General features: G+C 34.8%; 21 protein-coding genes and 2 tRNA genes. 9 read left to right on the forward strand and 14 right to left on the reverse strand.

Annotation, left to right across the window (positions count from 1 at the left end; genetic code table 11):
* Complete coding sequence (locus VEU72_03430) at positions 1 to 1,143, forward strand: restriction endonuclease subunit S (GenBank protein HYL66185.1); 1,143 nt, start codon at positions 1 to 3, stop codon at positions 1,141 to 1,143.
* A gap of 196 nt (positions 1,144 to 1,339) precedes the next feature.
* Here the strand turns inward: VEU72_03430 and VEU72_03435 are convergent, their stop codons facing one another.
* Positions 1,340 to 2,188 (reverse strand): hypothetical protein, encoded by an 849-nt coding sequence (locus VEU72_03435; GenBank protein HYL66186.1) that lies wholly within the window; start codon positions 2,186 to 2,188, stop codon positions 1,340 to 1,342.
* A 51-nt stretch (positions 2,189 to 2,239) separates the two neighbouring features.
* On the opposite strand from VEU72_03435, the gene VEU72_03440 reads away from it, so the two are divergent.
* From VEU72_03440 to VEU72_03450, 3 genes are all read left to right on the forward strand, one after another.
* Positions 2,240 to 2,377, forward strand: a complete 138-nt coding sequence (locus VEU72_03440; GenBank protein ID HYL66187.1) for a hypothetical protein — start codon at positions 2,240 to 2,242, stop codon at positions 2,375 to 2,377.
* 236 nt (positions 2,378 to 2,613) lie between these two features.
* Complete coding sequence (locus VEU72_03445; GenBank protein ID HYL66188.1) at positions 2,614 to 3,144, forward strand: HNH endonuclease signature motif containing protein; 531 nt, start codon at positions 2,614 to 2,616, stop codon at positions 3,142 to 3,144.
* 773 nt (positions 3,145 to 3,917) lie between these two features.
* Positions 3,918 to 4,172, forward strand: a complete 255-nt coding sequence (locus tag VEU72_03450) for a hypothetical protein (GenBank protein HYL66189.1) — start codon at positions 3,918 to 3,920, stop codon at positions 4,170 to 4,172.
* A 77-nt stretch (positions 4,173 to 4,249) separates the two neighbouring features.
* Here the strand turns inward: VEU72_03450 and VEU72_03455 are convergent, their stop codons facing one another.
* Positions 4,250 to 5,353 carry a site-specific integrase gene (locus tag VEU72_03455; GenBank protein HYL66190.1) on the reverse strand — a complete coding sequence of 368 codons (1,104 nt, stop codon included), beginning with the start codon at positions 5,351 to 5,353 and terminating at the stop codon, positions 4,250 to 4,252.
* Between the two features lie 88 nt (positions 5,354 to 5,441).
* Between VEU72_03455 and gatD the strand changes: the two genes are divergently transcribed.
* Both gatD and gatE read left to right on the forward strand, forming a co-directional pair.
* Positions 5,442 to 6,728: a Glu-tRNA(Gln) amidotransferase subunit GatD gene (gene gatD, locus VEU72_03460; protein ID HYL66191.1), complete on the forward strand. Its 1,287-nt coding sequence runs from the start codon at positions 5,442 to 5,444 to the stop codon at positions 6,726 to 6,728.
* Between the two features lie 32 nt (positions 6,729 to 6,760).
* Positions 6,761 to 8,671 carry a Glu-tRNA(Gln) amidotransferase subunit GatE gene (gatE, locus tag VEU72_03465; protein HYL66192.1) on the forward strand — a complete coding sequence of 637 codons (1,911 nt, stop codon included), beginning with the start codon at positions 6,761 to 6,763 and terminating at the stop codon, positions 8,669 to 8,671.
* 10 nt (positions 8,672 to 8,681) lie between these two features.
* Here the strand turns inward: gatE and VEU72_03470 are convergent, their stop codons facing one another.
* The 7 genes from VEU72_03470 to VEU72_03500 all read right to left on the reverse strand — a co-directional run bounded on the left by VEU72_03470 (position 8,682) and on the right by VEU72_03500 (position 14,470).
* Positions 8,682 to 9,026: a P-II family nitrogen regulator gene (locus VEU72_03470; protein HYL66193.1), complete on the reverse strand. Its 345-nt coding sequence runs from the start codon at positions 9,024 to 9,026 to the stop codon at positions 8,682 to 8,684.
* 70 nt (positions 9,027 to 9,096) lie between these two features.
* Positions 9,097 to 9,181: transfer RNA gene (locus VEU72_03475), tRNA-Leu, on the reverse strand.
* 10 nt (positions 9,182 to 9,191) lie between these two features.
* Complete coding sequence (locus VEU72_03480) at positions 9,192 to 9,743, reverse strand: hypothetical protein (protein ID HYL66194.1); 552 nt, start codon at positions 9,741 to 9,743, stop codon at positions 9,192 to 9,194.
* 13 nt (positions 9,744 to 9,756) lie between these two features.
* Entirely contained in the window at positions 9,757 to 10,857 is a 1,101-nt protein-coding gene (gene dnaJ, locus VEU72_03485; GenBank protein ID HYL66195.1) for a molecular chaperone DnaJ, read from the reverse strand.
* 37 nt (positions 10,858 to 10,894) lie between these two features.
* Positions 10,895 to 12,739, reverse strand: coding sequence for a molecular chaperone DnaK (gene dnaK / locus VEU72_03490; GenBank protein HYL66196.1), 1,845 nt, complete (start codon positions 12,737 to 12,739; stop codon positions 10,895 to 10,897).
* A 21-nt stretch (positions 12,740 to 12,760) separates the two neighbouring features.
* On the reverse strand, positions 12,761 to 13,297 hold the full coding sequence (locus VEU72_03495) for a nucleotide exchange factor GrpE (GenBank protein HYL66197.1): 537 nt from the start codon (positions 13,295 to 13,297) through the stop codon (positions 12,761 to 12,763).
* A 36-nt stretch (positions 13,298 to 13,333) separates the two neighbouring features.
* Positions 13,334 to 14,470: a hypothetical protein gene (locus tag VEU72_03500; GenBank protein HYL66198.1), complete on the reverse strand. Its 1,137-nt coding sequence runs from the start codon at positions 14,468 to 14,470 to the stop codon at positions 13,334 to 13,336.
* 65 nt (positions 14,471 to 14,535) lie between these two features.
* On the opposite strand from VEU72_03500, the gene VEU72_03505 reads away from it, so the two are divergent.
* Together VEU72_03505 and VEU72_03510 are read left to right on the forward strand one after the other, a co-directional pair.
* Positions 14,536 to 15,573 (forward strand): DUF354 domain-containing protein, encoded by a 1,038-nt coding sequence (locus tag VEU72_03505; GenBank protein HYL66199.1) that lies wholly within the window; start codon positions 14,536 to 14,538, stop codon positions 15,571 to 15,573.
* 96 nt (positions 15,574 to 15,669) lie between these two features.
* Positions 15,670 to 15,759: transfer RNA gene (locus VEU72_03510), tRNA-Gln, on the forward strand.
* A gap of 19 nt (positions 15,760 to 15,778) precedes the next feature.
* Here VEU72_03510 and VEU72_03515 read toward each other — a convergent pair.
* Genes VEU72_03515 through VEU72_03525 form a run of 3 tightly spaced genes read right to left on the reverse strand, consistent with a single transcriptional unit; the run spans position 15,779 to position 17,750 of the window.
* Positions 15,779 to 16,015: a hypothetical protein gene (locus tag VEU72_03515; protein ID HYL66200.1), complete on the reverse strand. Its 237-nt coding sequence runs from the start codon at positions 16,013 to 16,015 to the stop codon at positions 15,779 to 15,781.
* A 48-nt stretch (positions 16,016 to 16,063) separates the two neighbouring features.
* Positions 16,064 to 16,825 (reverse strand): ABC transporter permease, encoded by a 762-nt coding sequence (locus VEU72_03520; protein HYL66201.1) that lies wholly within the window; start codon positions 16,823 to 16,825, stop codon positions 16,064 to 16,066.
* Positions 16,809 to 17,750 (reverse strand): ABC transporter ATP-binding protein, encoded by a 942-nt coding sequence (locus VEU72_03525; protein HYL66202.1) that lies wholly within the window; start codon positions 17,748 to 17,750, stop codon positions 16,809 to 16,811. Before VEU72_03525 ends, VEU72_03520 begins: the two co-directional genes overlap by 17 nt.
* 75 nt (positions 17,751 to 17,825) lie before the next feature.
* Between VEU72_03525 and VEU72_03530 the strand changes: the two genes are divergently transcribed.
* Entirely contained in the window at positions 17,826 to 19,223 is a 1,398-nt protein-coding gene (locus VEU72_03530) for a single-stranded DNA-binding protein (protein ID HYL66203.1), read from the forward strand.
* Here VEU72_03530 and VEU72_03535 read toward each other — a convergent pair.
* Positions 19,220 to 21,979 (reverse strand): DEAD/DEAH box helicase, encoded by a 2,760-nt coding sequence (locus VEU72_03535; protein ID HYL66204.1) that lies wholly within the window; start codon positions 21,977 to 21,979, stop codon positions 19,220 to 19,222. The genes VEU72_03530 and VEU72_03535 overlap by 4 nt on opposite strands.
* A complete protein-coding gene (locus tag VEU72_03540; GenBank protein ID HYL66205.1) occupies positions 21,930 to 22,055 on the reverse strand; it encodes a hypothetical protein in 126 nt (41 codons plus the stop codon). The genes VEU72_03535 and VEU72_03540 overlap by 50 nt, the downstream gene beginning before the upstream one ends.
* Positions 22,056 to 22,061: the final 6 nt, after the last annotated feature.

Raw genomic sequence — 22,061 nt, forward strand, 5'->3', positions numbered from 1 at the left:
ATGAAAAAAAAGTATTTTAAACTATCTGAAATTGCAGATGTTTTAATGGGACAGTCCCCTCCTGGTTCTTCATATAACGTAGGGAGAGAGGGCATGCCTTTACTAAATGGACCTACAGAATTCGGAACTTATCACCCAACACCAAAAACTTGGACAACAAAAATTACAAAAATCTGCCAACAGGGCGATTTATTATTTTGTGTACGAGGTTCCACAACGGGTAGAATGAATTGGGCTGATCAAAGTTACTGTTTAGGAAGAGGACTTTGCGCTATCAAAGGTAAATCAGATGAGATCGATACTAAATTTACATTCTATTCAATTTTAGCAAATTTTTCAGAACTGCTTGCTATTGCAAATGGTTCTGTATTCCCAAATCTTTCTCATACAGATATAAAAAATTTTGAAATTTTTATTCCTGAATTATCAATTAGAAAAAAAGCTGTACAAATTCTGGATTCACTAGATAAAAAAATAATCCTATTGGGAAATAAGAATAAAAGTCTGGAAAAAATCGTTGAATCAATTTTCAAATCATGGTTTATTGATTTTGATGGACAGGAAGAATTTGTTGATTCTGAATTAGGTCAAATTCCAAAAGGATGGAAAGTTGGTGAAATTAGTGATGCAGTTACAATATTTGATTACAAACGAGTACCATTATCTGAACTTGAAAGAGAAAAACGACCTGGGATTTTTCCTTATTATGGTGCATCTGGAATAATCGACTATATTGACGACTATCTATTTGATGGTGAATATTTACTAGCTTCAGAAGATGGAGAAAACTTGCGTAGTAGAAAGACACCGATAATATTTTTTGCTGTTGGAAAATTTTGGGTTAATAATCATGCTCACATTTTACAGGGAAAAAATAATTTTAGTAACAATTTTCTTTGGATTTTATTTAAAAATTTGGATCTTGCACCATGGATCACTGGTGCAGTTCAACCAAAATTAAATCAAGAAAATTTGCTTTCCATTCCAATAATTATTCCTGAAAAAGAAATCCTGTTAAAGTTTAATTCAATTACAAAAATTATGTCAGAATCAATTCACAAAAATTTAATGTTGATGGATATTTTAACAAAAATTCGGGATTCTCTTCTTCCAAAATTAATGTCTGGAGAGATAAGTGTATGAGCATAATCATTTTTTAGCCAATACATATTGCCACTATAATCTTCCAAGATCTCAACTATTGTGCCGGTGTTATCTTTCTCGCCTTTGTGACATACATTTATCGTCACCAACTTGTTTGATCTGGTTTTACTATTAAAATTATTACAATAAATTACATAAAACTCATCGATGTGTTGTTCCTCAGAGCTTTAAAGATTTATGTAGGTTTTTCATCATACCTGCCAAGCCTTCTTTGTGATTCTAGGATCTCCTTTAATGGTCCTGGTGATAAATCATATGATAAACGCTTTCTTATACCTCCGGTATTCTTGTAAGCAAAATCTTTTCCATCCTTCATTACCTTCATTGTTTCAGGAAATAATTGTTCACAGGTTTTGATTATTCTTTTAATTGCATCTTGTATGAATTGCTGGTCTGGTTCCTTACTGGGTATTTTGCGAGGTTTTCCATTAACATCGAAATAAGCTAGCTGAGTAATCCAAAATCTAAAGAGTTGTATGGTACTAGGATGATCGCCTAATGATAAAGCATTGTTAACAAAGATCATATCCTGCTTGAAATAACCTGGCAATCTATATGATAAAGAATTTTTAGAAGTGGTTAATTGCAAAATAGTAAATAATACATACAAACCAATCTGCTCTAAAATCATTTTTACATAATCTTCATCAAGAGAATGTTTTGTACGAATGTTTGCTTTGTAAATGTCTCTAGCAACAACTGATTCGTTCTGAAGTATGTTTGACAGCACAAATGTTCTAAATGCAAGTGCATCCATTTCCATCTCTAATTCGGAACCTTTGACGATAGAATAAGTTCCATATGGTTTACCTTTTGTAACCTTTCGATCTATCCAGCCTAATGCTTGCATTTTGGATAATTGTTTTTTTAAAGATGATATGTGATATTTTTCAAGATCAGATTGTTTTATGATAAATTCATAGATTTCTTTTCGTTGTTTAGGTCCAGTCCTCAAGCAATCCATGATTAATTTTCTTGGTCTGGATTTTGTCTGCCCTTTAAATCGTTCAGTTGAGGTATCCATTGGACACCTTAGGTATCCTTAGCATATGACATTTGTGGTATCTATACCATAATGAAGAAAAATTTGGGGATTACACTCGATGAGAAAATTTTAAAACAACTTGATTCCAAACGTGGCCTAGTTCCACGTGCTACAATTATTGAAGTTGCCATAAGAAAATTCCTAAAGATAAAGAGTAATGAAACATGATTGAACAAATTTCTCAAATCAAGAAATGTTGCTATCGTCCACCAATCTATCTCATTACATATGATGTGGGAATTTCTATGGATCAAGAGATTTTAGTTTGTCGTGAACATTTTGAACAAAAATCACCCTCTGGGGTAAAAGTATTCCAGACTTACATGAAATCAATTCAGAAGCTAGAGGTTTTAAGTTAATGACTATTGAACCTGTCAACACTGGCGATTGTAAAGATTGCAACGATGAACAAAAAACAACGTAATTTTTGGTATCCGAAGATAGTTGCAAAACAAGGGGGCGAGTTTTGCCTTGGGTGTGGATTAATAAAGGAAAAGACTTCCGATCAGATTCTTTTGATTGATCACAAAGACAATATAAAAAATCATAACATCATTGAAAACCTACAGTTACTGTGCCGTACATGTAACAGGATAAAGAATCCAAGTAAAATCGTACAATACGAGAGGCCAATGACACCGGAAATGATTAAGAATGTAAGGGGTGAAGCCAAGTTTCGCCATTGGTTAGTCAACAAAATTCTAGAGAATCATTCTATTTTGTTAGTGGAAGCCAAATTTGGCGGGGCAGAGGTATGCGGCCTAGGCCCTGATACCATAGCGAAGTATATTGGAAAGGTTGTAAGTAATGAAGGGTGGTACACCATAGACCAAGATAACAACGGCGAGGAAATAATAGTATTCAAAGGTGATGAACGAAGTCTTGAAGAAGAATTAGAACAGAGCCGAGTAAACTACAATTCACACCATATCTGAGGTGTGAATATACGCCTAACGTGGTCGCCCATAACTCATTAAAATTGTGTGTCAGGTATTCTTTCAAATCCTATATATGCAGATTCTAAAATATTCATACTTAGATAGTACCGTCTTTGGTGTCCAGTTGTTGGTAGAACACACAACTTTTGTATGTGTGTGTTTTTAACACCCGCGCTACCCCTCAACCTACACAGGTAAGCGTAGAGATAGACCTGCACACGCGATAATTTTCTATCTCTATATCTCTATAGGTAAACTAGGAACAACTGGTCAGAACTATTGGGCTTTGCCCGAAAAAAATTATTTTTTGTGTATTAGATATCATGCCTAAGTTATCCCCAACTAATGATAATTAGTTCAAGATCATACGTCACGTCTAAAATTTTTTCCCAGGAAGTTTTTGCCTTGTTATATGTAAAACAACCTTGTGATGTCGTTATTTCCCGACAAAGATTAAGATACTAATCAGGATATACTGTAAGGTATGGCGGAAATAAAGTTAAGTGGTTATCGTTGCGAACGATGTAAACATGAATGGGTTCCAAGGGAGGCAAGCAAACCTGTAGTTTGTCCAAAGTGTAAGAGTCCGTATTGGGACCAACCTAGACGCAATGTGAAATGAGAATTTTATCAATTTACCCGTTAGCCTTAATGTCTATCCAAAATGTTACATACCAATAAACATATACCAATGATAATATACTATAAGGTATGAAAGAAATTAGTACATTTACTGCAGCACGGAAATCATCGAGGGAGATTGTAAAACCATGATGCATCCAAAGAGTCACTCAGGCCATTGGTCAAGTGGAGACAGGTTGGTTAACTTCTTGTATTTATTCAACACATGGTCAAGGAAGAGATTTACTCTCTATTATGGAATAATAACAATCGTAGGTACACTAATCTACATCTTTGATACCTACACACAACTTGGCATGCTTATCATAGGTGTAGGTGGGGGTATGGGCTTTGCTCATCGTATTTTCGCTGCAAAAATGCAGAAACTACAGGAAAAGGTTTAGCATTAATTCAGGGGCTGTTACTTTATTGGTTGGTCAAAGCACCAAGTCTTACATCATGATATTGTTACTATGGTTGATCATTCTTTAGGTAATTCTTGCCAGTTCTTGGCAACCTCATTTGTACGATAGTATCCCATTTCCATCTTATCCAAGCGTTCTTCTAAATCTGATATTTTCTTGTTTTTAGTCTCAAGATCTGAAATCTTCTCCTGCTGTTTTTGAATTTCCATCTTCTGTCTGTCGGAATCACTTATAGTCAAATTGGCAGTATGAATTTTAAATTCATTAAATAAGGTTTTAACATCTGGATCATGGTAGCTTCCATCTAAAGCAAAAACTCCTCTATGACCCATCAGTTTTTCTTTTAATGCAATATTTCCTTCGTTATTGTTTTTCAGAATTGTATTGAATCTTTTTCTGAATCCATGAGCTGCCATCACTGTATATCTACTACCCTGCTTGGTCCTTACGACAGAATTGGCAAGACGCAAGGCAATCATCTTGGCAGAAGCTGTACTCATTGGTTTAACTTTTTGTACACCTACTTGGTATGACGAACGGAATACTGGAGAATTTTGATCTATGTATTCGCCATCCTTTCTCCGCTCTTCCAAATATTCTTCTACAGCATTGTTAGCTTCAGGTGTTAAGAATCCAAAATATTCCTCGTTGGAACCCTCATAAAATAATACACTTTTACAATTGTCAGGCATTCCCGACATGTGTTTCACCTTTAATTCTTGTAAAGCACCTATTCTACAACCCGTCGAAGCTAGAAGATGTACAAATGCCCGATCTCGCTTGGATACAGTATTTTGTAGTATTTTTTGTATGTCAGTTGTAGACCACGCCGCATGTCCAGACTTCTTTGTTGCTGTAGGCACCATCCTACGAATTTTTTTGAACTGAATGTTCTTGTCATTCATGGAGAAAAATAATTCCAAAGCAGCTATGATAGCGGGTATTGAATTAGGTGATAGCCTCTTTCTGAGATACATCAGGTAGTCTTCCACAATTTCTTGGAGTTTTTCATCTTTTAGTTGCAATAATCCATCAGCTGTGACTAGCTTCTCAACGTTCCTTTGAGCCCATTTTAGGAATGTATTAAAGTAATGTAGGTAGATCTTTTTTGTGGCTTCTGATCTAATGAATTTTTCAAAGACAATCAGGCTCTTTTCCATGCCTATTCTATACCCCTTCAGTTATTTTAATAACGAGATCCATAGCTTATAGGTAATTTTAATAAAATAACACATCTAATCCAATCAAATGTCTAATCACAGCGGATACAAGGGCAAATCTCTTGAATTTTTAGAAAAACACAATCTTCAGGTAGGTAATATCGTCAGCGTTGAAACAGATTATACCTATTCTGGAATTTTGATGCCACGTTATGAGTATAATGATGATAAGCACATAGTTTTGAAGCTTAAGAGTGGATACAACATAGGCTTGGAAATAGATAAAATTAAAAAAATTGGAATAGAATCTTCAGTGAGTACAAAAAAAGAAAACACAGTACAGCCGCATGTAGATCCAAAACTACCAAAAATTCTCCTTGTCTCTACTGGCGGCACAATTGCAAGTAAAATAGATTATAGAACTGGTGGAGTAACTCCTGCATTAACAGCCGCAGAACTTAATGCCACAGTACCAGAACTTTCAAAAATAGCAAACATAGACACAGAAGTACTTTTTTCAGAATATTCTGAAAATTTACTTCCAGAACACTGGAAAATAATTGCAGAAAAAATTAACACGCATGTGAAATCAGAGTACAAAGGAATAATCATAGCTCATGGTACAGATACTATGCAATATACAGCAGCTGCGCTATCATTTTCTTTATCAGGAATTCCAATTCCAATAGCTCTGGTCGGTTCACAAAGATCTTCTGACAGACCATCCTCTGATGCTGCACTTAATCTAATTTCTGCAGTAAGATTTCTTGTAAAATGTAATACTGGTGGCATTTATGTTGTAATGCACAATAACACAAGTGATGATGATGTTGCTTGTCATTGGGGAACAAGAGTACGTAAAAATCATACAAGTAAACGTAATGCATTTCAAACAATTGGTGGAGCTCCTGCTTTTATTGTAAAAAAAGATAAAATCGAAAAAAACCCACAGTTTAATGTCATAAAAAAAGACTATGTTCCAAAAATTAATTTTGATACACGTATTGCTTTAGTAAAATATTATCCGGGACTTGATCCAAAAATACTAGATCACATTATCAGTTCGGGTTACAAAGCAATAATTTTTGAGGGAACCGGTCTTGGACATATTGGGAAAGTCATGTATGAATACGTAGGAAAAGCAAAAAAGAAAGGGCTCTTTCTTGGAATGACATCTCAATGTATAGACGGCATGGTACGAATGACTGTCTATGAAAGCGGCAGAGATCTGCTTAATTTAGGAATTATTCCTCTTGGAAATATGATTCCAGAAACTGCTCTTGTAAAAGCAATGTGGGCACTTGGTAATTCAAAAACCATAGAGGTTATGGAAAAAGTTATGAAAGAAAATATCGCTATGGAATTTTCAGACTAAGCTTTAAAACAAGTTGAATAGATAAGTCAGAAGTGTCTGAACTTCAAATAGACAAAATTGGACTCAAAGTCGGTCTTGAAATACATCAACAGCTTGCAACAGGCAAGAAATTGTTTTGTAATTGTCCTCCAATAGAATCAGAGGAATATCCAATAAAATTTTTCCGTAAACTCAGACTTGCAAAAAGTGAATTGGGCGAGTTTGATCCTACTGCAGTTTTTGAACGTAGTAAAAATAAAACCATAGTATATCATGCAAATCCTGCAAGTAGTTGTCTTGTAGAACAGGATGAGGAACCTCCTCATGATGTGAATGTCGAAACAAAAGAAATTGCATTGATTATTGCAGCCTCCTTAAAATCAAATATCTTTAATGAAATTCATGTGATGAGAAAGCTTGTGATAGATGGTTCTAACACATCAGGTTTTCAAAGAACCATGCTTATTTCACAAGGCGGTTATCTTGAAGTAGACGGAAAAAAAATTGGCGTCCAAAGCATCTGTTTGGAAGAGGATGCTGCAAAACTTCTGAACGATACCACTGATGTAAGAGAATATAGTTTGGATAGACTTGGTATTCCATTAATAGAGATTGCTTTAGATCCTGTATCTGGCAAACCTGAGGAAGTTAGAAAAATTGCACTTAGTTTAGGTCGGCTTTTACGTGCTACAAAAAAAGTTGAACGAGGTCTAGGATCCATACGACAAGACGTCAATGTCTCCATACAAGGAGGAAATGTGGTTGAAGTAAAGGGAGTACAACAACTTGACCAACTTGAAAAAGTCATAGCATATGAAGCAAAGAGACAACATGGCTTGAATATTATAGCAGAAAAATTACGTCAAATAGAAACAGAAAGAATAGCAAAAGAAAGAGATGTAAAAGACGTTTCAGAGATTTTCAAAAACTGCAAATCAAAAGTTATACAAAAAGCACTCAAAGAAAGTGCAATAGTAAAGGCAGTTAGGATTAAAAATTTTGCAGGAATGTTTGGTTTTGAACCATATGGGGGGATAAGACTTGGAAAACAGCTTGGCGAGCTAGTAAGATTTTTTGGACTTGGAGGTGTATTTCACTCTGATGAGCTTCCAAATTATGGAATAGAAGAGTTAGAGATTCAACAAGTCAAAAAGACATTAGATTTAGGATTAAAGGATGGATTCTTAATTTTGGCTGGAGAACAACAAAAAATTGATCTTGTAATAGAATCAATTATAAAAAGAATAGAGGATGCCAAGAATGGTGTTCCTGCAGAAACGAGAGCGGCAACATCAAATGGTGAAACTGTGTTTTTGAGACCAAGACCTGGTGCATCAAGAATGTATCCTGAAACTGACATTCCTCCCATAATTGTAGAAAAAATCGAACTGGAAGAAATACAAAAAAAAATACCCAAGTCTTGGGAGGAAACCATATCAGAATTACAAAAAAAATACCAATTAAATTCACAGCTTACAATGCAGATATTTGATTCAGATTATCTAGTTTTGTTTGAATCTATTTGTAAAGATAATAGAATTTCTCCAAATTTTGTTGCTTCAGTTCTTTGTGGAACTATTACAAACTTAGAAAGACGTGGATTGGATAGTATGCTATTAAAAAATAATGAAATTGAAAATGCTTTTAACTTACTTGCAGATGGCAAAATTGCAAAAGAATCACTTGAAATAATTTTTGAAAGTATAATGTCAGGTAATGCACGAACAGTTTATGAAGCGATGGAGAAGACATCTATAAACAAAGTAGATTCTTTAGAATTTGAAAAAATATTAGATGAATTGGTAGAGACTAACCTCAAGATGATTGAGGAACATGGATTAAGAGCAATTGGTCCATTAATGGGAATCGCTATGAAAACTATGCGTGGCAAGATTGATGGCCAAAAAATAAACCAATTATTAGAAGAGAAAATAAAACGTAAACTTGATTTAACTAATCAATAATTATATTTAACTAAATTGCGTGCATTCCCTTTTGCTTACTACCTATATCTATAGCATCTTCAATAGTACTGACAAAAATTTTTCCATCTCCTGGTGAGGCTGTTCCTGCCGCACCAACTATTGTTGTTATCACTTTATCTACAATTGAATCCTCAACTACAATAATGATATAGTTTTTTATATTGAAACCTGCAGTGTAGCTTGAAGTACCTCTTTGACCTGCCATTTGAGATCTGTCTCCTTTCCCCCATCCTTTTGCATCAAGTATTGTAAAACCACCAACACCGATTTTTTTCAGGGATTCAATTACACCATCTATCTTTTGATGAGCTATCACTGCTTCAATCTTTTTCAATAGACAAACAACTGTCTGATAGATTATAAATTTATCATACAATTTCATTTTGAAAAATGAATTAGGAATATGCGGGAGGTGGGATTTGAACCCACGAACTCCTAAGAGATAAGGTTCTGAGCCTTACGCCGTTGACCAGGCTAGGCAACCCCCGCAACGAAAAAATTAAGATTCCTGAATAAGTGTCTTTATTGTAGAAATGGCATCTTTTAGTTTATAGATTCTTTTAGCACGCAAATCATCAAATCCTAGATTCCATGGTTGTGTGTAAAGTATTACTGATTTTCCTCCATCAAGCATGCTTTTTGCATTTATTGGTGAATCATCAATAAATATATCATAATCAAGTTTAGTTTTTTCTATTCCTTCTAACACTCCCACATAGTTATTGTAAGCAATACCTTTTGATTTTAGCCAGTTTTTGACATGGATATGTGTAGATTCTTCTCTTGCTGTTACAATATCTACTGTACCAAGTTTCGAAAGATCTCTAGTTGCCAAAGAAATTTCATTTTCTGTTGGTGGAATATCTTCCCAAGATGCCCAACACATTGAAAGTTCTTTGTAAAAATCAAATTTATCTATCTTGAATTTTTTCCAAAAATCCCATTCAGAAATTTCTGATTTGCCTATGTTTGTCCTTATTTTATTATTATAAGAAAGCCATGACTGAATCACATCAGCAAGAACCCCATCCACATCAAGACCTATTCTCAATTTTTACACCAGTTTAATCAAAAGTATCTCTAAACTCTTCTAGGATCTTTTTTTGATGTTTATCAATCTTGGTTGGTATGTTAACAACAAGTCTGATGTATTGATCTCCTCTTCCTCTACTATTTTGATGTGGAAGTCCTTTGCCCTTTAGTTTTATTATCGTATTTGGCTGACTACCTGCTTCCACAGATATCTTTTCTGTGTCTTCTAGAGTAGGTACCATTATGATTTTGCCAAGTGTGGCATCAATCATTGAAATGTTTTGATCATAAAATATGTCAGTGCCATCTCTTTTGAATTTCTCATGTGGTTTTACTCGAATTCTGACAATCAGATCTCCATTTACACCGTTTGGTACTGATTCACCTTCACCCCTGATTGTATATTCACCAGTATCTACTCCTGGTGGGATGTCAAAAGAGAGATGTTTTGTTCCTTTTTGTTTTCCTGTTCCTTTGCATTTGCTACAAGGTCTTTCTATTATCTTACCTTGACCTCTGCAAGTGTTACATGGGTGAACTGTAACAAACGTCGAAAAGCCGGTACTTCTAGAGGACCTTACTTGACCATGACCATTACAAACTGTACAGGTTCGCATAGATGTCCCAGGAGTACAGCCAGAGCCTTTACAGTTTTCACAATCGATATCCTTTCGAATGTCAATTTCTTCTCTTTTTCCTTTAAGAACGTCTTCTAGTGTAATTGAGGTATCATAGACAAGATCTGCTCCTCTTTCTCTACCAAATCCTCCACCACCGAATCCACCAAATCCTCCTCTGCCAAAAAGGGATTCAAAAATGGAATCAAATCCTCCACCACCGAATCCACCAAATACATCCTCAAAGTTTACGCGCGCCCCACGGAAAATATCTTCGCTGCTGTATCTTCCGTCAACACCAGCATGACCATGAGTATCGTATAGTTTTCGCTTTTCAGTATCAGATAAAATTGCATATGCCTCTGAAATTTCCTTAAAATGTTCACCAGCGTCAGGAGACTTGTTTCTATCAGGATGAAATTTTAATGCTAATTTTCTATACTGTGCCTTTATTTCATCTTGAGAAGTATTCTTTTGTACCCCTAAAACTTCGTAGTAATCTCGCTTGGTGCTCATAAATGAATTTTGATTAATCTCAAGTATAAATCATCAATTATTGAGTGCCAGCAGTATTTTGACCTGCACTTTCATCTCCAGTTCCTCCTTGAGGTCCTGTTCCAGACTGACCTGGTCCTGGTGGTGGGCTAGTTTTTTTGTAAAGTTCTGTACTGATTTCGTTAACTATCGTTTTTAGTGTATCAAGTTTTGGTTTAATTTCTGTAGAGCCCTTGTCAAGTACATCTTTTAGATCTTTTATTGCGTTTGTAACTTTGATTCCTTGTTCTTGTGTAACTTTATCTTTGAGATCTTGGTTGATTAATTTTTCAGTAGCGTAAATAAAATTCTCAGCTTCATTTTTGACTTCAATTTCGTCCTTTTTCTTTTTGTCTTGATCTGCGTAAACTTCGGCGTCTTTTTTGAGTTTTTCAATTTCTTCCTTCGAAAGTTTTGTGCTTGCAGTAATTGTTATCGTTGCTTCCTTTTGGGTACCAAGATCTTTTGCTGTAACATTGAGTATTCCGTTTGCATCAAGATCAAACTTTACTTCAATTTGTGGAACACCTCTTGGTGCAGGAGGAATTCCGGAAAGGTTAAAGCTTCCAAGAGAAACATTGTCAGTAGCCATTGGTCTTTCACCTTGCACAATGTGTACTGTTACAGCAGTTTGTTGGTCTGCAGCAGTAGTAAAGACCTTGCTTTTGGATGTAGGAATAGTAGTATTTCTTTCAATTAATGGTTCACGTAATCCACCTAATACTTCTACTCCAAGAGTAAGTGGGGTAACATCAAGTAGTACAATGTCACTTGTAACATCTCCTGCAATAATACCTGCTTGTATTCCAGCACCTAATGCTACTGCTTCCATAGGATCAACGCCAGATTCGGGTTCTTTACCTAACACAGAGGCAACAAACTTTTTGACTAGTGGAATTCGTGTTGGTCCTCCCACAAGAACAATTTTAGTAATGTCAGAAGGGGAAAGTTTTGCATCTTCTAAAGCTTTTGTCATGGATGGCTTACATCTTTCTACAATTGGATTGATGAGATCTTCAAGCTTTGAACGGGTAAGTTTCATTTCTAGGTTCTTTGGACCCGTAGTTTGATCATATGATACAAATGGTAAATTGACATCAGTCTCCATTACAGAAGAAAGTTCAATTTTTGCTCTTTCGGCAGCTTCCCTTACTCTAACCATTGCAGCATTATCCTTTGAGAGATCGATTCCAGTGTTTTTTCTAAAAGCATCAACGATGTAATCTATTATTATTTTATCCATATCTGTGCCTCCAAGTTGTGTATCACCAGAGGTACTCATCACTTCAAAAACTCCACCACCCATTTCCATAATGGTTACATCAAGTGTTCCACCACCCAAATCAAACACCAAAATTTTCATGTCTTGCTTTGCTTTATCCAAACCAAATGCAAGTGATGCAGCTGTTGGCTCGTTGATAATTCTAACAACTTCAAGTCCGGCTATTTGACCAGCATCCTTCGTTGCTTGTCTTTGATTATCATCAAAATATGCAGGAACTGTGATTACTGCTTTTTCAATTTTTTCGCCAACAAATGCTTCTGCATCTCTTTTAATTTTCTGCAAAATAAATGCAGAAATTTGTTGTGGTTTGTATTCCTTGTCATTTATTTTGAAAATATAGTCACTTCCCATCTTTCGTTTTGCAGCTACAATTGTGCCTTCTGGATTTGTTACAGCCTGTCTTCTAGCAGGTTCTCCTACAAGAAGCTGACCATCTTTTGTAAAGGCAACAACAGATGGAAATGCTTTACCACCTACGGTTGTTCCCTCAGCTGCTGGAATGAGTGTTGGTTTACCTCCCATCATTACTGCCGCAGCAGAGTTACTTGTTCCTAAATCTATTCCTATAATTTTTGCCATATTATTATCACAATTCTATTATCATGTTTTTTTTGATATTTCTACTAAACTAGGTCTAATAACTCTGTTTTGTAAAATATATCCCTTGCGAATTTCTGCAGTAATTGTATTGTCATCAAGCGATGGATCTTTTTTTACAGATATTGCCTCATGTAATTGAGGATCGAAAATTTCTCCAACTGCTTCAATAGGAGTTATACCATTTTCTGACAAAAATGAGTCCATGTTTTTTAAAATAGCTGACAGTCCATCAGTGTTTATTTTTTGCTTGGCAAGTGCATCTTTTGCTCTGACAAAATCATCATATATTGATAGAAATTTTAACATCATTGAATCTAATGCAAAATTTACTTTACTTTGAACGTCAAATTCTGTTCTTTTTTTCAGGTTTTCGAAATCAGCCAGAAGATACTGTAGTTTTTTCTCATAAGATGCTGCTTTTTCCTGCTCTTGTTTGAGTTGTATTTTTAACTCGTCAATAATTTTTTCTTGTGATGTATCGTCACCAGACATACCATCAGTTTCTACTTCAATTTTTTCATCATTTTCTTCAGACAAACTAAATCCATTAAAATTCGTCTAATTTTACTCTTATTACAGGATCTCACACAATGGATTTGTTTTTATAATTATGATATCAGAGTCTTTATTGTTCTTACTAATTTTCTCATAATCCGATTTTGAACATGCTACAACAATTGTTGTTTTATCACTATGAAATAAATCAAAGGTAGGACCTTGATGAATTTCAACGTCCCCGATATAATCACGTAACTTGGTAACAAGTGAATTTAACATATCTACTTTATCGCCACGCATTTCATAGGAATCAAGCGTCCAAAGTATAGTGACTCGAGTTCTGCTGGCTTTGAGTTCATTTTTTTTAAGTGTAGAACGAATTTCGTCTATGAGTCTCTTAACATAACCTTCAATCCCCTTTATGCTTCCGTTAACTAGATACATCATGGTACCTGCTCCTTCAATTGAGGTTCCAAGTGATCTCAAATCATAAAGTCCATTTGTCATATCATCCAAAAAGAGATCTTTGAATTCAGTGAACATGAGATCTGCTCTTGTTGTTGGTTCCTGAGCAAATTTACATACTTCAAGTATACTTGACAGACCAGAAAACTGAGAAAGAATCTTTATTGCATGAAAAAGCTCTGATGAAGAAATCGCTACAAACTTTTTTTCTTTTTTATCAATAGCAAGCAACTTTGCAAGTTTGTCATCGACTTTACCATTAAAAGAACCAATGATTTCAGGAGTTTGGTTTTTTGCGCCAAGAGGATAATAAAAATATGAGATACCTTTCCCCATCTCAAGACCTGTTACATGTTCTAAAAGTGAGATGGTTTCATTGTTACCTCCAATTCCTGTAGGAAGGTTATAAATGACAGAACCTCCTTTCTTCATTGCACTAGTAGCATCTTTGAATTTAGAATGAATCTCCATTTTTGTTTCTTGCCCGGTTTTTCTGATCCTTGGTGCAAAAAAGAGGTATTCTGAGTGAGAAATTGCAACATCGATTGGTTCTACTCCAAGTAATGGTTCATCTTCTTTTAAGGAAGTGACATCAGGATAGGTCTTTGCAATCTCCGATTTTAGAGAAATAGCCATATGAGCAGATTCATCTACAATAAAGACGTCTGCGCCTTTTATTGCCATTTGACACGCAATGGAATAACCCTCAGTACTAAGACCATAAACAACAACTTTTGTAGCTACCAAATCATTGGAGCTAGGAGACAAGGCTAAGAAAAACTTTTTCCATGCTGAAATTCTATCAAAAATGTTTGAAAATCTGGTTTGATATACTTACTCCGAAACAACTTTTGTTTTTTGAGCCTATGATCGAAAAATTACGTAAAAATAATCAGATTTTATGTACTTCTAGGAACTACTATGAGGTTGTAGAGCTTGCCAAAGTTAGAAATGTAAAGCTTGTACTAGTTGGAAAGCACGGTGGATCGAACAAATCTGGAAAATTAAAGGCCAGTCTTGAACGAACACTACATTTATCACAAATAGTAGGAAAATTTTCTCCAGACCTAACTATTAGCTTCTGTTCACCAGAAGCGGCAAGGATCTCTTTTGGGGCAGGTATCAAACACATTGCCTTTTCTGATTCACCCCATGCAGAAGCAGTTATGAGACTTTCTGTACCATTTGTACAAAAACTTCTAATTCCATGGATAATTCCAAAAAAGGAATTCACCAAATACGGAATTGCAAAAAAAGACATCATACATTATAGATCTATAGATGCTGCATTAATAGTAAAACAGAAATCAAAAAATTATTCAAAGAATGACTTTCATCTCAAGGACAAAAAGACTATTCTTGTAAGAGTTGAAGAGTCCCAAGCTGCGTACATTAAGAATAGAAAAAATTCTAGTACAAATATTATAAATGAAATTGTAAAAGAATTCTCAAATTGTAATGTAGTTGTCTTAGGCAGATATTTACCACACATAAATCAGCTTAAAAAAGAATTTGGGAACAAAATTATAGTAATAGATAAAGTAGTAGATGGTAAAGCGCTTCTTAGATTTACTGATATTTTCATAGGTTCTGGAGGCACGATGACTGCTGAAGCTGTATTAATGGGAATTCCAACAATTTCTTATGATGCTGTTCCTAACCATATAGAAAAATATCTTGTGAGAATTGGTCTAGTAAGAAGACAAAAAAATCCAAAAATAATTATAAAATTAGTTAAGAAAATTTTAACATCTGACAATCGAAATCTTAGAAAAAAAGCAAAAACAATATTAAATTCAATGGAAGATCCTATTTCGAAACTTCTTACTGCAATTAGAACCGTTCAATAACATTCAAGTACAAGCAACCTTCAGAAAATCATTCTAAACTCAAACAATGTACTGAATAACATATAAGGGAACTTAATGGAAGATTCAACGCCTGGAAGCCCGGTAGAGGAGAAATCCACCGAGTGTAGCGGTCAAGCATAGGGGCCTTTGGAGCCCTTGACCCCAGTTCGAATCTGGGCCGGGCTATTTTTTATTTTCAAAATTACTACATGTAAGGTCCTGTTGGAACAAGGTGCCAGTGCGGCAATAACGATATTCCAATCAACAAAGGAATCAGAAAAATTGCAATGGAAATTGCTGATAATATTATACCAAGCAACAAACAATTTTTTGCCTTACTTGGATCATCATCTTTTATTATAAAATAAGCAATAATTCCTCCTATAATATTAAAGAGAATAGGTAAGAGAAACCAGAGGCTGCTTCTTTTCCTTATTTCCATTAAACAAATTACTAGTTATTGGAATTTAAACTACATTATGTTTTTTAATTATATTTCAAGTTTGGAAAGAAGTTTGGTAGATATTGCAAATAAAATCAAAGCTACAACAACCAGAACAATCATCTCGATTCCAACAAAAGTGCTAAAATTTCCAAATATTCCTGCTCTTACAACATCTACAAGATATGTAAGTGGATTAAGATAAAAAACAGTTGAGAGTGGTTCTGGTGCACCTTGTGCAGGATAAAATGCCGTACTTACGAATGCAAAAAAAAGAAAAGCAGTATTAATAACAACATTGAATCCTTCGCTGGATTGTAGCCTAGTAGAAATTATAGATGCTATAGAACCAAAAAGGATAGAACCAGTAACTGAAGCAAAAACTACAAGTGGTATAGTATAGAAATTAAATTCAACAGATTTGAAGAAGAGCGGATATCCAACAGCAGTGATGAGAGCTGCACTAATCAAACCAACAATACCAATTGTGTAAATGTTACTTAAAATGTAATGAGCTCTGGTAAATGGTCCAACAAGAATTTGTTCGAACATTCCATGTCTTCTGTCATTCCAAATAATAATTCCTGATATGAGAGTACTATTCATTATGTTAAAGCCAATCATACCTGAAGCTATGAATGCTGGATAGTCTAGAGATTTGTTTCCAAATGGAACAGAATGAATCAAAGCTGTATAAGCAAAACCAGCTACAAAGATGTAGATCAGGGGGAAAACAATCTGCCAGATCAAAAAACCCTTGTTTAGAGAAATAGTGAGATTTCTGTTTACTAATCTAATTACTGGATGCATTAGAATTTTTCACCACTGTAAGAAATATTTCTTCAAGAGTTGTAGGCATTACAGACAAATCCTCTATGGAAATATTGTTTGCCGTTAAGATTTGTAGAATTTTTAGTAAAACTTCCTCAGAATCATTTGATCGAATTGTTATGTTTGTTCCAGAATTGAAATCAATTTCATAGTCTTTTACATCAATTAAAAGACCTTGTACGTCTTTTTTTGTTTCAGGTATACGTATTTTAATTGTTTTTTCTCTACCAAATTTATTTTTCAGTTCATTAGGGGTATCTACTGCAATTATTTTTCCTTTATTAATAATAGCAACCTCATCACACAGATATTCAGCTTCATTTAGTATATGAGTTGTAAAAAATATTGTAAGACCTTCTTTGACTTTCTTTTTAATAAAATCAAGCAATCCACGTCTAGCAGAAGGATCTAATCCTACTGTGGGTTCATCAAGAAACAAAAGTTCCATGTCATGCATAAACTCGCGCGCAACTTGGACTCTTCTTCTTTGACCAATTGAAAGATCATCGTTTTTCATCTTCCTTATTTCTTGTAGATCAAAAGCAGAAAGAAGTTCCTCTACTTTATCTTTTCTTGTCTTCCTCTCAACATTCCACATCATGCCGTATTTTTCCAGTGATTTTTCTACACTTAGTGTTGGTTCATAGCTTGGTTGTTGTAAAACAACACCTATCTTTTTTCGTATATCAAGAGGCCGCTTGATAGCATCCATGCCAAGAATGTTAATAGCCCCACTTGTTGGTGCGATCAGAGTTGTAAGTAGTTTGATTGTAGTGGTTTTTCCAGCACCGTTTGGTCCCAAAAAGCCAAAAATCTTACCAGAATTCACAGAAAGATCGATTCCATCTACTGCCATGATTGACCCATATGATTTAGAAAGTGAATTTGCCACAATACAGGACATTAAAGATTATTTTATTCCCCCACTAATTTATCTAATGAAATTTTTATTAATACACACTTTCTAACACACAGTAACTTGTCAGAATTTGAGTCTCTCTTAAACAAACTTCTAGAACAAAAGCCTGATCTTTCTAGATCAGACATACAGGAAATGATTGAAAAAAAGAAAGAAAAGATCGGTGCAGGATATCTGACAGATCAAGGAGCTCTTTTTCTCATAGCATCAGATCTTGGAGTATCCTTAAATGAACAATTGAAAGTTGAAATGGGTCTTAAGGATCTATACGTGGGAGCAAAAGAAATTACACTTCAAACAAGAGTAATGAATGTTTATCCAGCAAAACAGTTTTCTAGAAAAGACGGTTCTCAATTTCTTCTTAGAACTATGACGGTTTATGATGCAGACTCACGTGCAAAAGTCAAATTATGGGATGAAAAAGCAAACTTACCAGGAATAGAAACCCTCAAGCCAGGAGATCTAGTAAAAATAATCAAAGCTTATGTAAAATCTGACATGACAGGTACTCCCATAATCAATGTAGGTTCAAATTCAAATATTGAGACAGGGGATGTGCAAAATGACATTCCTTCTCTTGATTCAATTACTGATGATGTTAGTACAATAAAAGAAAATCAGCAAAACTTGGTAGTTTCCGGTATATTAGATGGAAATGTTAGGGTTTCTGAATTTACAAACTTTAAGGGTCAACCAGGTAAAGCACTCCATTTACGAATAAAAGGAAAGGATGGAACGTTTGCACGTGTTGTATTGTGGAATACTGATGAAAAATCCCTACCAAAAATGATTACACTTGGTGCAAAGACTAGACTCATTGGAGTTAGAACCAAGATGGGTCAACAAGGACTAGAACTGCACGGTGACGAGGGCACAGTGATTGAAATTGAAGGTGCAAAAGAAATTCAACCAATAATTATTAGAGTTTTGTCTATGACAAAAAATGATTCTGGAAATATAATGATTTTAGGATCGGAACAAAATAAGAAAATTTTAAACATTGTAGATTCAGCTGGAGTTTCTAAAGATCTTAAAGTCGGTGATGTAATAGAATGCATGCCAACTAAAGTATATGGAAATTCAATAACACTAGAAGGAGATTCTTTTATCAGAAAAATTGATGATAACAAGATGCCAACTATTTCAGAAATTAGAACTAAAATCAGAGATCTTAAACCAAGTGATAGTATCTATTGCATAGAATCTATTATTCTAAAAAACCCAGAAAGACGTGAAATTCAGACAAAGACTGGTGAATTGGTAGCTCTTTCAGAGGTGTTTATTGAAGATGACACTGGACAAATCTGGTTGAAAGGTTGGAGAAATCAGGCTAGATTACTAGACCAGTTTTCCCAAGGCGAGATAATCACGGTAACTGGTGTAACTGCAAAAGCAGGTTTAGAAGGCAGAATTGAACTCTTTTTGACACCATTTTCAGGCATTATAAAGAAAAACTAAGAATCCCAAAAACCTCTAGTTGTAACATATTGTCTTTCCGCTTCATAGATTTGCTTGTATAGTTGTTCTTCTCCTATCATATTTCGTAGAATGCGAGCACCTGTATCAGCACCAATACCATATCCTGAAAGAACAACAAGTGCGGTTCTGCCAAAATTTTCAATGAGTGATGAAATTTTCCATGCACGTACAAACTTGTGATTTTCGTCAGTGGTGATTTTTTTGCCAGAATGCTTCTTTTGTATTATTTTGGGCAGTTCATAATCAGAAAAGAATGTGGCAGTTATCTGTCTAGATTTACAATAAGGGCATGAAAGCAAATCTTTTACTTCCTTTGTTTCCATCACTCGTTCCCATTTTCCACATCTTGCACACACAAGTCTATGCTTGGTTTTCAACAGCCTAGTCTTAACAAGATCCAAAATTCCTTTATCAATGTTAGCTGGAGCTGCATAGTATTTTGTAGTATGATCAAGTATTGGTTCTGCAAGTTTAGAAAAGTTTTCAACTTCAATCCAATGAAGTTTAATCTCTTGTGTTTTTATTTTCTTTAATAATTCTAATGTATTTTCTAAATCATATTTATCATGAAATAGCTCACGCAGTGCTTCTTTAGCAAGTGGGGTTTTTACATATTTTTCATAAAGGAACCTTGCAGATTTTCTATCATAAACAGAACCACGGCCTACAATACCAAATTTCTTAGCTACACACCAAGTACGCCAATTCACATTATGTGTACCAGCAAGTGATGCTTCTACAATAAAAGATAGATCAAATTCATCTTCCAATACATCCAACAAAGGTTTTTGCAATATTCTTCCATTTGAGGACATCATAATTCTATATGCGTCAGATCTAGAATCTACCAAATATCCTGACTTGGATGACAACATTGTAGAAAGAAGAGTTGAAAGAGTAGAGTTAATTTTTGTGCCAAAACATGAATGCATAACTATAGTGTTACGAGCTCTAAGTGATTCTACCACTATGGTTTTTTCATCTGGAATAATTCCTAGCTTAAGATTTTCAATTATTTTATTAGATATTATAGATGAGGCCATCTGTGTTTTAGTTCTAAATATACCAACTTTTCGTGCTGTGGTATAGTCAACTGGTATGCTTTCGCCTTCCCAGTAAGGCACGTTAATTCCTGCTGCACTTATTGGTTCAACATTAATTTTTAGTGAGCTTTCGTCAACATTTAGTATTCGCCACTGCATTCCTCTAAGGACAAAAATGTTACCAGGATCACCATAATCTCCTACAAATCTTTGATCTAGACTTCCAATAATCTTCTTGCTTGCGGTATCAAAGACCTTGAATTTTAAAATGTCAGGTATGGTAGAAAGATTTTCAAAGAAATATCGAAACGCTCTCCCCTTTTTTGTAAAAACCAGTTCTTCTTTATCAAAAAATAAAATCGAATTAGAATGCAAAATATCAAGTACTGAGAAAAGATCTTCTATTGTTACATTCCTAAAGGAATAGGCTTGCGTAATAATCTTCATTGCCAAATCCACTGGAACACTTCCAAATTGCATCGTCATACCTACTAAATGATGAGCTAGTACGTCTAGTGCTCTCTCATGGATAACTTGATCTTCTATTGACTTTTCTTTTATCCTATCAAGTATTGCGCGTGTCTCAAATTCGTCATCTGGATTGTTTGTTACAATTAATCCCTTTGCAGAAGAATCTCTGTTGTGTTTGCTTCTTCCTATTCTTTGTATTAATTTGGAAACTTGTCTTGGAGATCCATAATGAATTACTAGTTCAACAGAACCAATATCAAGTCCAAGTTCAAGTGACGAAGTACATACTACTATTCCAGGTCTTCCTTGTCTTAGTGATTCCTCTGTTTCTTCTCTAACTTCCTGAGAAAGTGATCCGTGATGTAATTCTATTCTTAAAGTAGATCTTTCCTTTAAAATAGAAGCGAGATATTCTGATTCTCCACGTGTATTTGTAAAAAGCAAAACTGGTGAATCAGGGTGATTTTTTTCTACATATTCAACAATAGAATCTACAACATCTGTTATGGTTCCATCAATGTACTTGACTTCAACATCGTATTTTCTTATCGAATTATCTTGAATTATTTTGCATTTTCTCTTTGTACCAACAACAAACTTGGCAGATTCGTTAGTATTTCCAATTGTTGCAGAAAGGCCCACTCTGGTTATTGGAAATTTTGAATTAAGCTGGAGTCTTTCTAGACTAAGAGAAAGTTGAGATCCTCGTTCATTTCCTAAAAGCTCATGCACTTCATCAATTATTACCCACTCTAGCTCTGAAAGAGCATTCAATAATTTTTGTTGCGTCAAAAGTATCATCATAGTTTCAGGAGTAGTAATGAGAATATCTGGTGGTGATTCTGTTATTTTTTTTCGAATTGCCTGAGTTGTATCACCATGTCGTATTTGTATGGTAAGATTTTCACTTTCAGCGTATTTTATTATTCTTCGAAAAACGTCACGGTTTAGCGCACGAAGTGGGGTAATGTATAATGCCTTTATTTTTCCAGTTTTTTTTGAATTCGCTAGACGAGCAAAAATTGGAATCACTGAGGATTCTGTCTTACCAGAACCAGTAGGGGCAACTATCAATGAATCTATTTTTTGATATACTACTGGAACTGCTTTTTTTTGAATATCAGTTAAATTTTCAAAGCCCAGAGAACGAAACTTGTCTGCAAGAGAAAGATCAGCTAGTTGGTTCTGGTTCTTGACTCTGTCTTGTTCTAGCTCGCTCATACACCATAACGCCCACTAATCCAATTCCAAATAGAATTACTGTGATAAGTGGTATAGAATCAAAAATGCCTGCCATGAATGC

It is taken from the genome of Nitrosopumilaceae archaeon (genome assembly GCA_035631875.1).
Classification (GTDB): domain Archaea; phylum Thermoproteota; class Nitrososphaeria; order Nitrososphaerales; family Nitrosopumilaceae; genus TA-20.

Bases quoted from the DNA above. Each gene is read 5' to 3' on its own strand.
- VEU72_03540 (HYL66205.1), bottom strand. From the start codon at position 22,055: ATGGCAGGCATTTTTGATTCTATACCACTTATCACAGTAATTCTATTT.
- dnaK (HYL66196.1), bottom strand. From the start codon at position 12,739: ATGGCAAAAATTATAGGAATAGATTTAGGAACAAGTAACTCTGCTGCG.
- VEU72_03535 (HYL66204.1), bottom strand. From the start codon at position 21,979: ATGAGCGAGCTAGAACAAGACAGAGTCAAGAACCAGAACCAACTAGCT.
- VEU72_03445 (HYL66188.1), top strand. From the start codon at position 2,614: ATGAACAAAAAACAACGTAATTTTTGGTATCCGAAGATAGTTGCAAAA.
- VEU72_03455 (HYL66190.1), bottom strand. From the start codon at position 5,353: ATGGAAAAGAGCCTGATTGTCTTTGAAAAATTCATTAGATCAGAAGCC.
- gatD (HYL66191.1), top strand. From the start codon at position 5,442: ATGTCTAATCACAGCGGATACAAGGGCAAATCTCTTGAATTTTTAGAA.
- VEU72_03450 (HYL66189.1), top strand. From the start codon at position 3,918: ATGATGCATCCAAAGAGTCACTCAGGCCATTGGTCAAGTGGAGACAGG.
- VEU72_03435 (HYL66186.1), bottom strand. From the start codon at position 2,188: ATGGATACCTCAACTGAACGATTTAAAGGGCAGACAAAATCCAGACCA.
- VEU72_03515 (HYL66200.1), bottom strand. From the start codon at position 16,015: ATGGAAATAAGGAAAAGAAGCAGCCTCTGGTTTCTCTTACCTATTCTC.
- VEU72_03520 (HYL66201.1), bottom strand. From the start codon at position 16,825: ATGCATCCAGTAATTAGATTAGTAAACAGAAATCTCACTATTTCTCTA.
- VEU72_03440 (HYL66187.1), top strand. From the start codon at position 2,240: ATGAAGAAAAATTTGGGGATTACACTCGATGAGAAAATTTTAAAACAA.
- VEU72_03430 (HYL66185.1), top strand. From the start codon at position 1: ATGAAAAAAAAGTATTTTAAACTATCTGAAATTGCAGATGTTTTAATG.
- VEU72_03525 (HYL66202.1), bottom strand. From the start codon at position 17,750: ATGTCCTGTATTGTGGCAAATTCACTTTCTAAATCATATGGGTCAATC.
- dnaJ (HYL66195.1), bottom strand. From the start codon at position 10,857: ATGAGCACCAAGCGAGATTACTACGAAGTTTTAGGGGTACAAAAGAAT.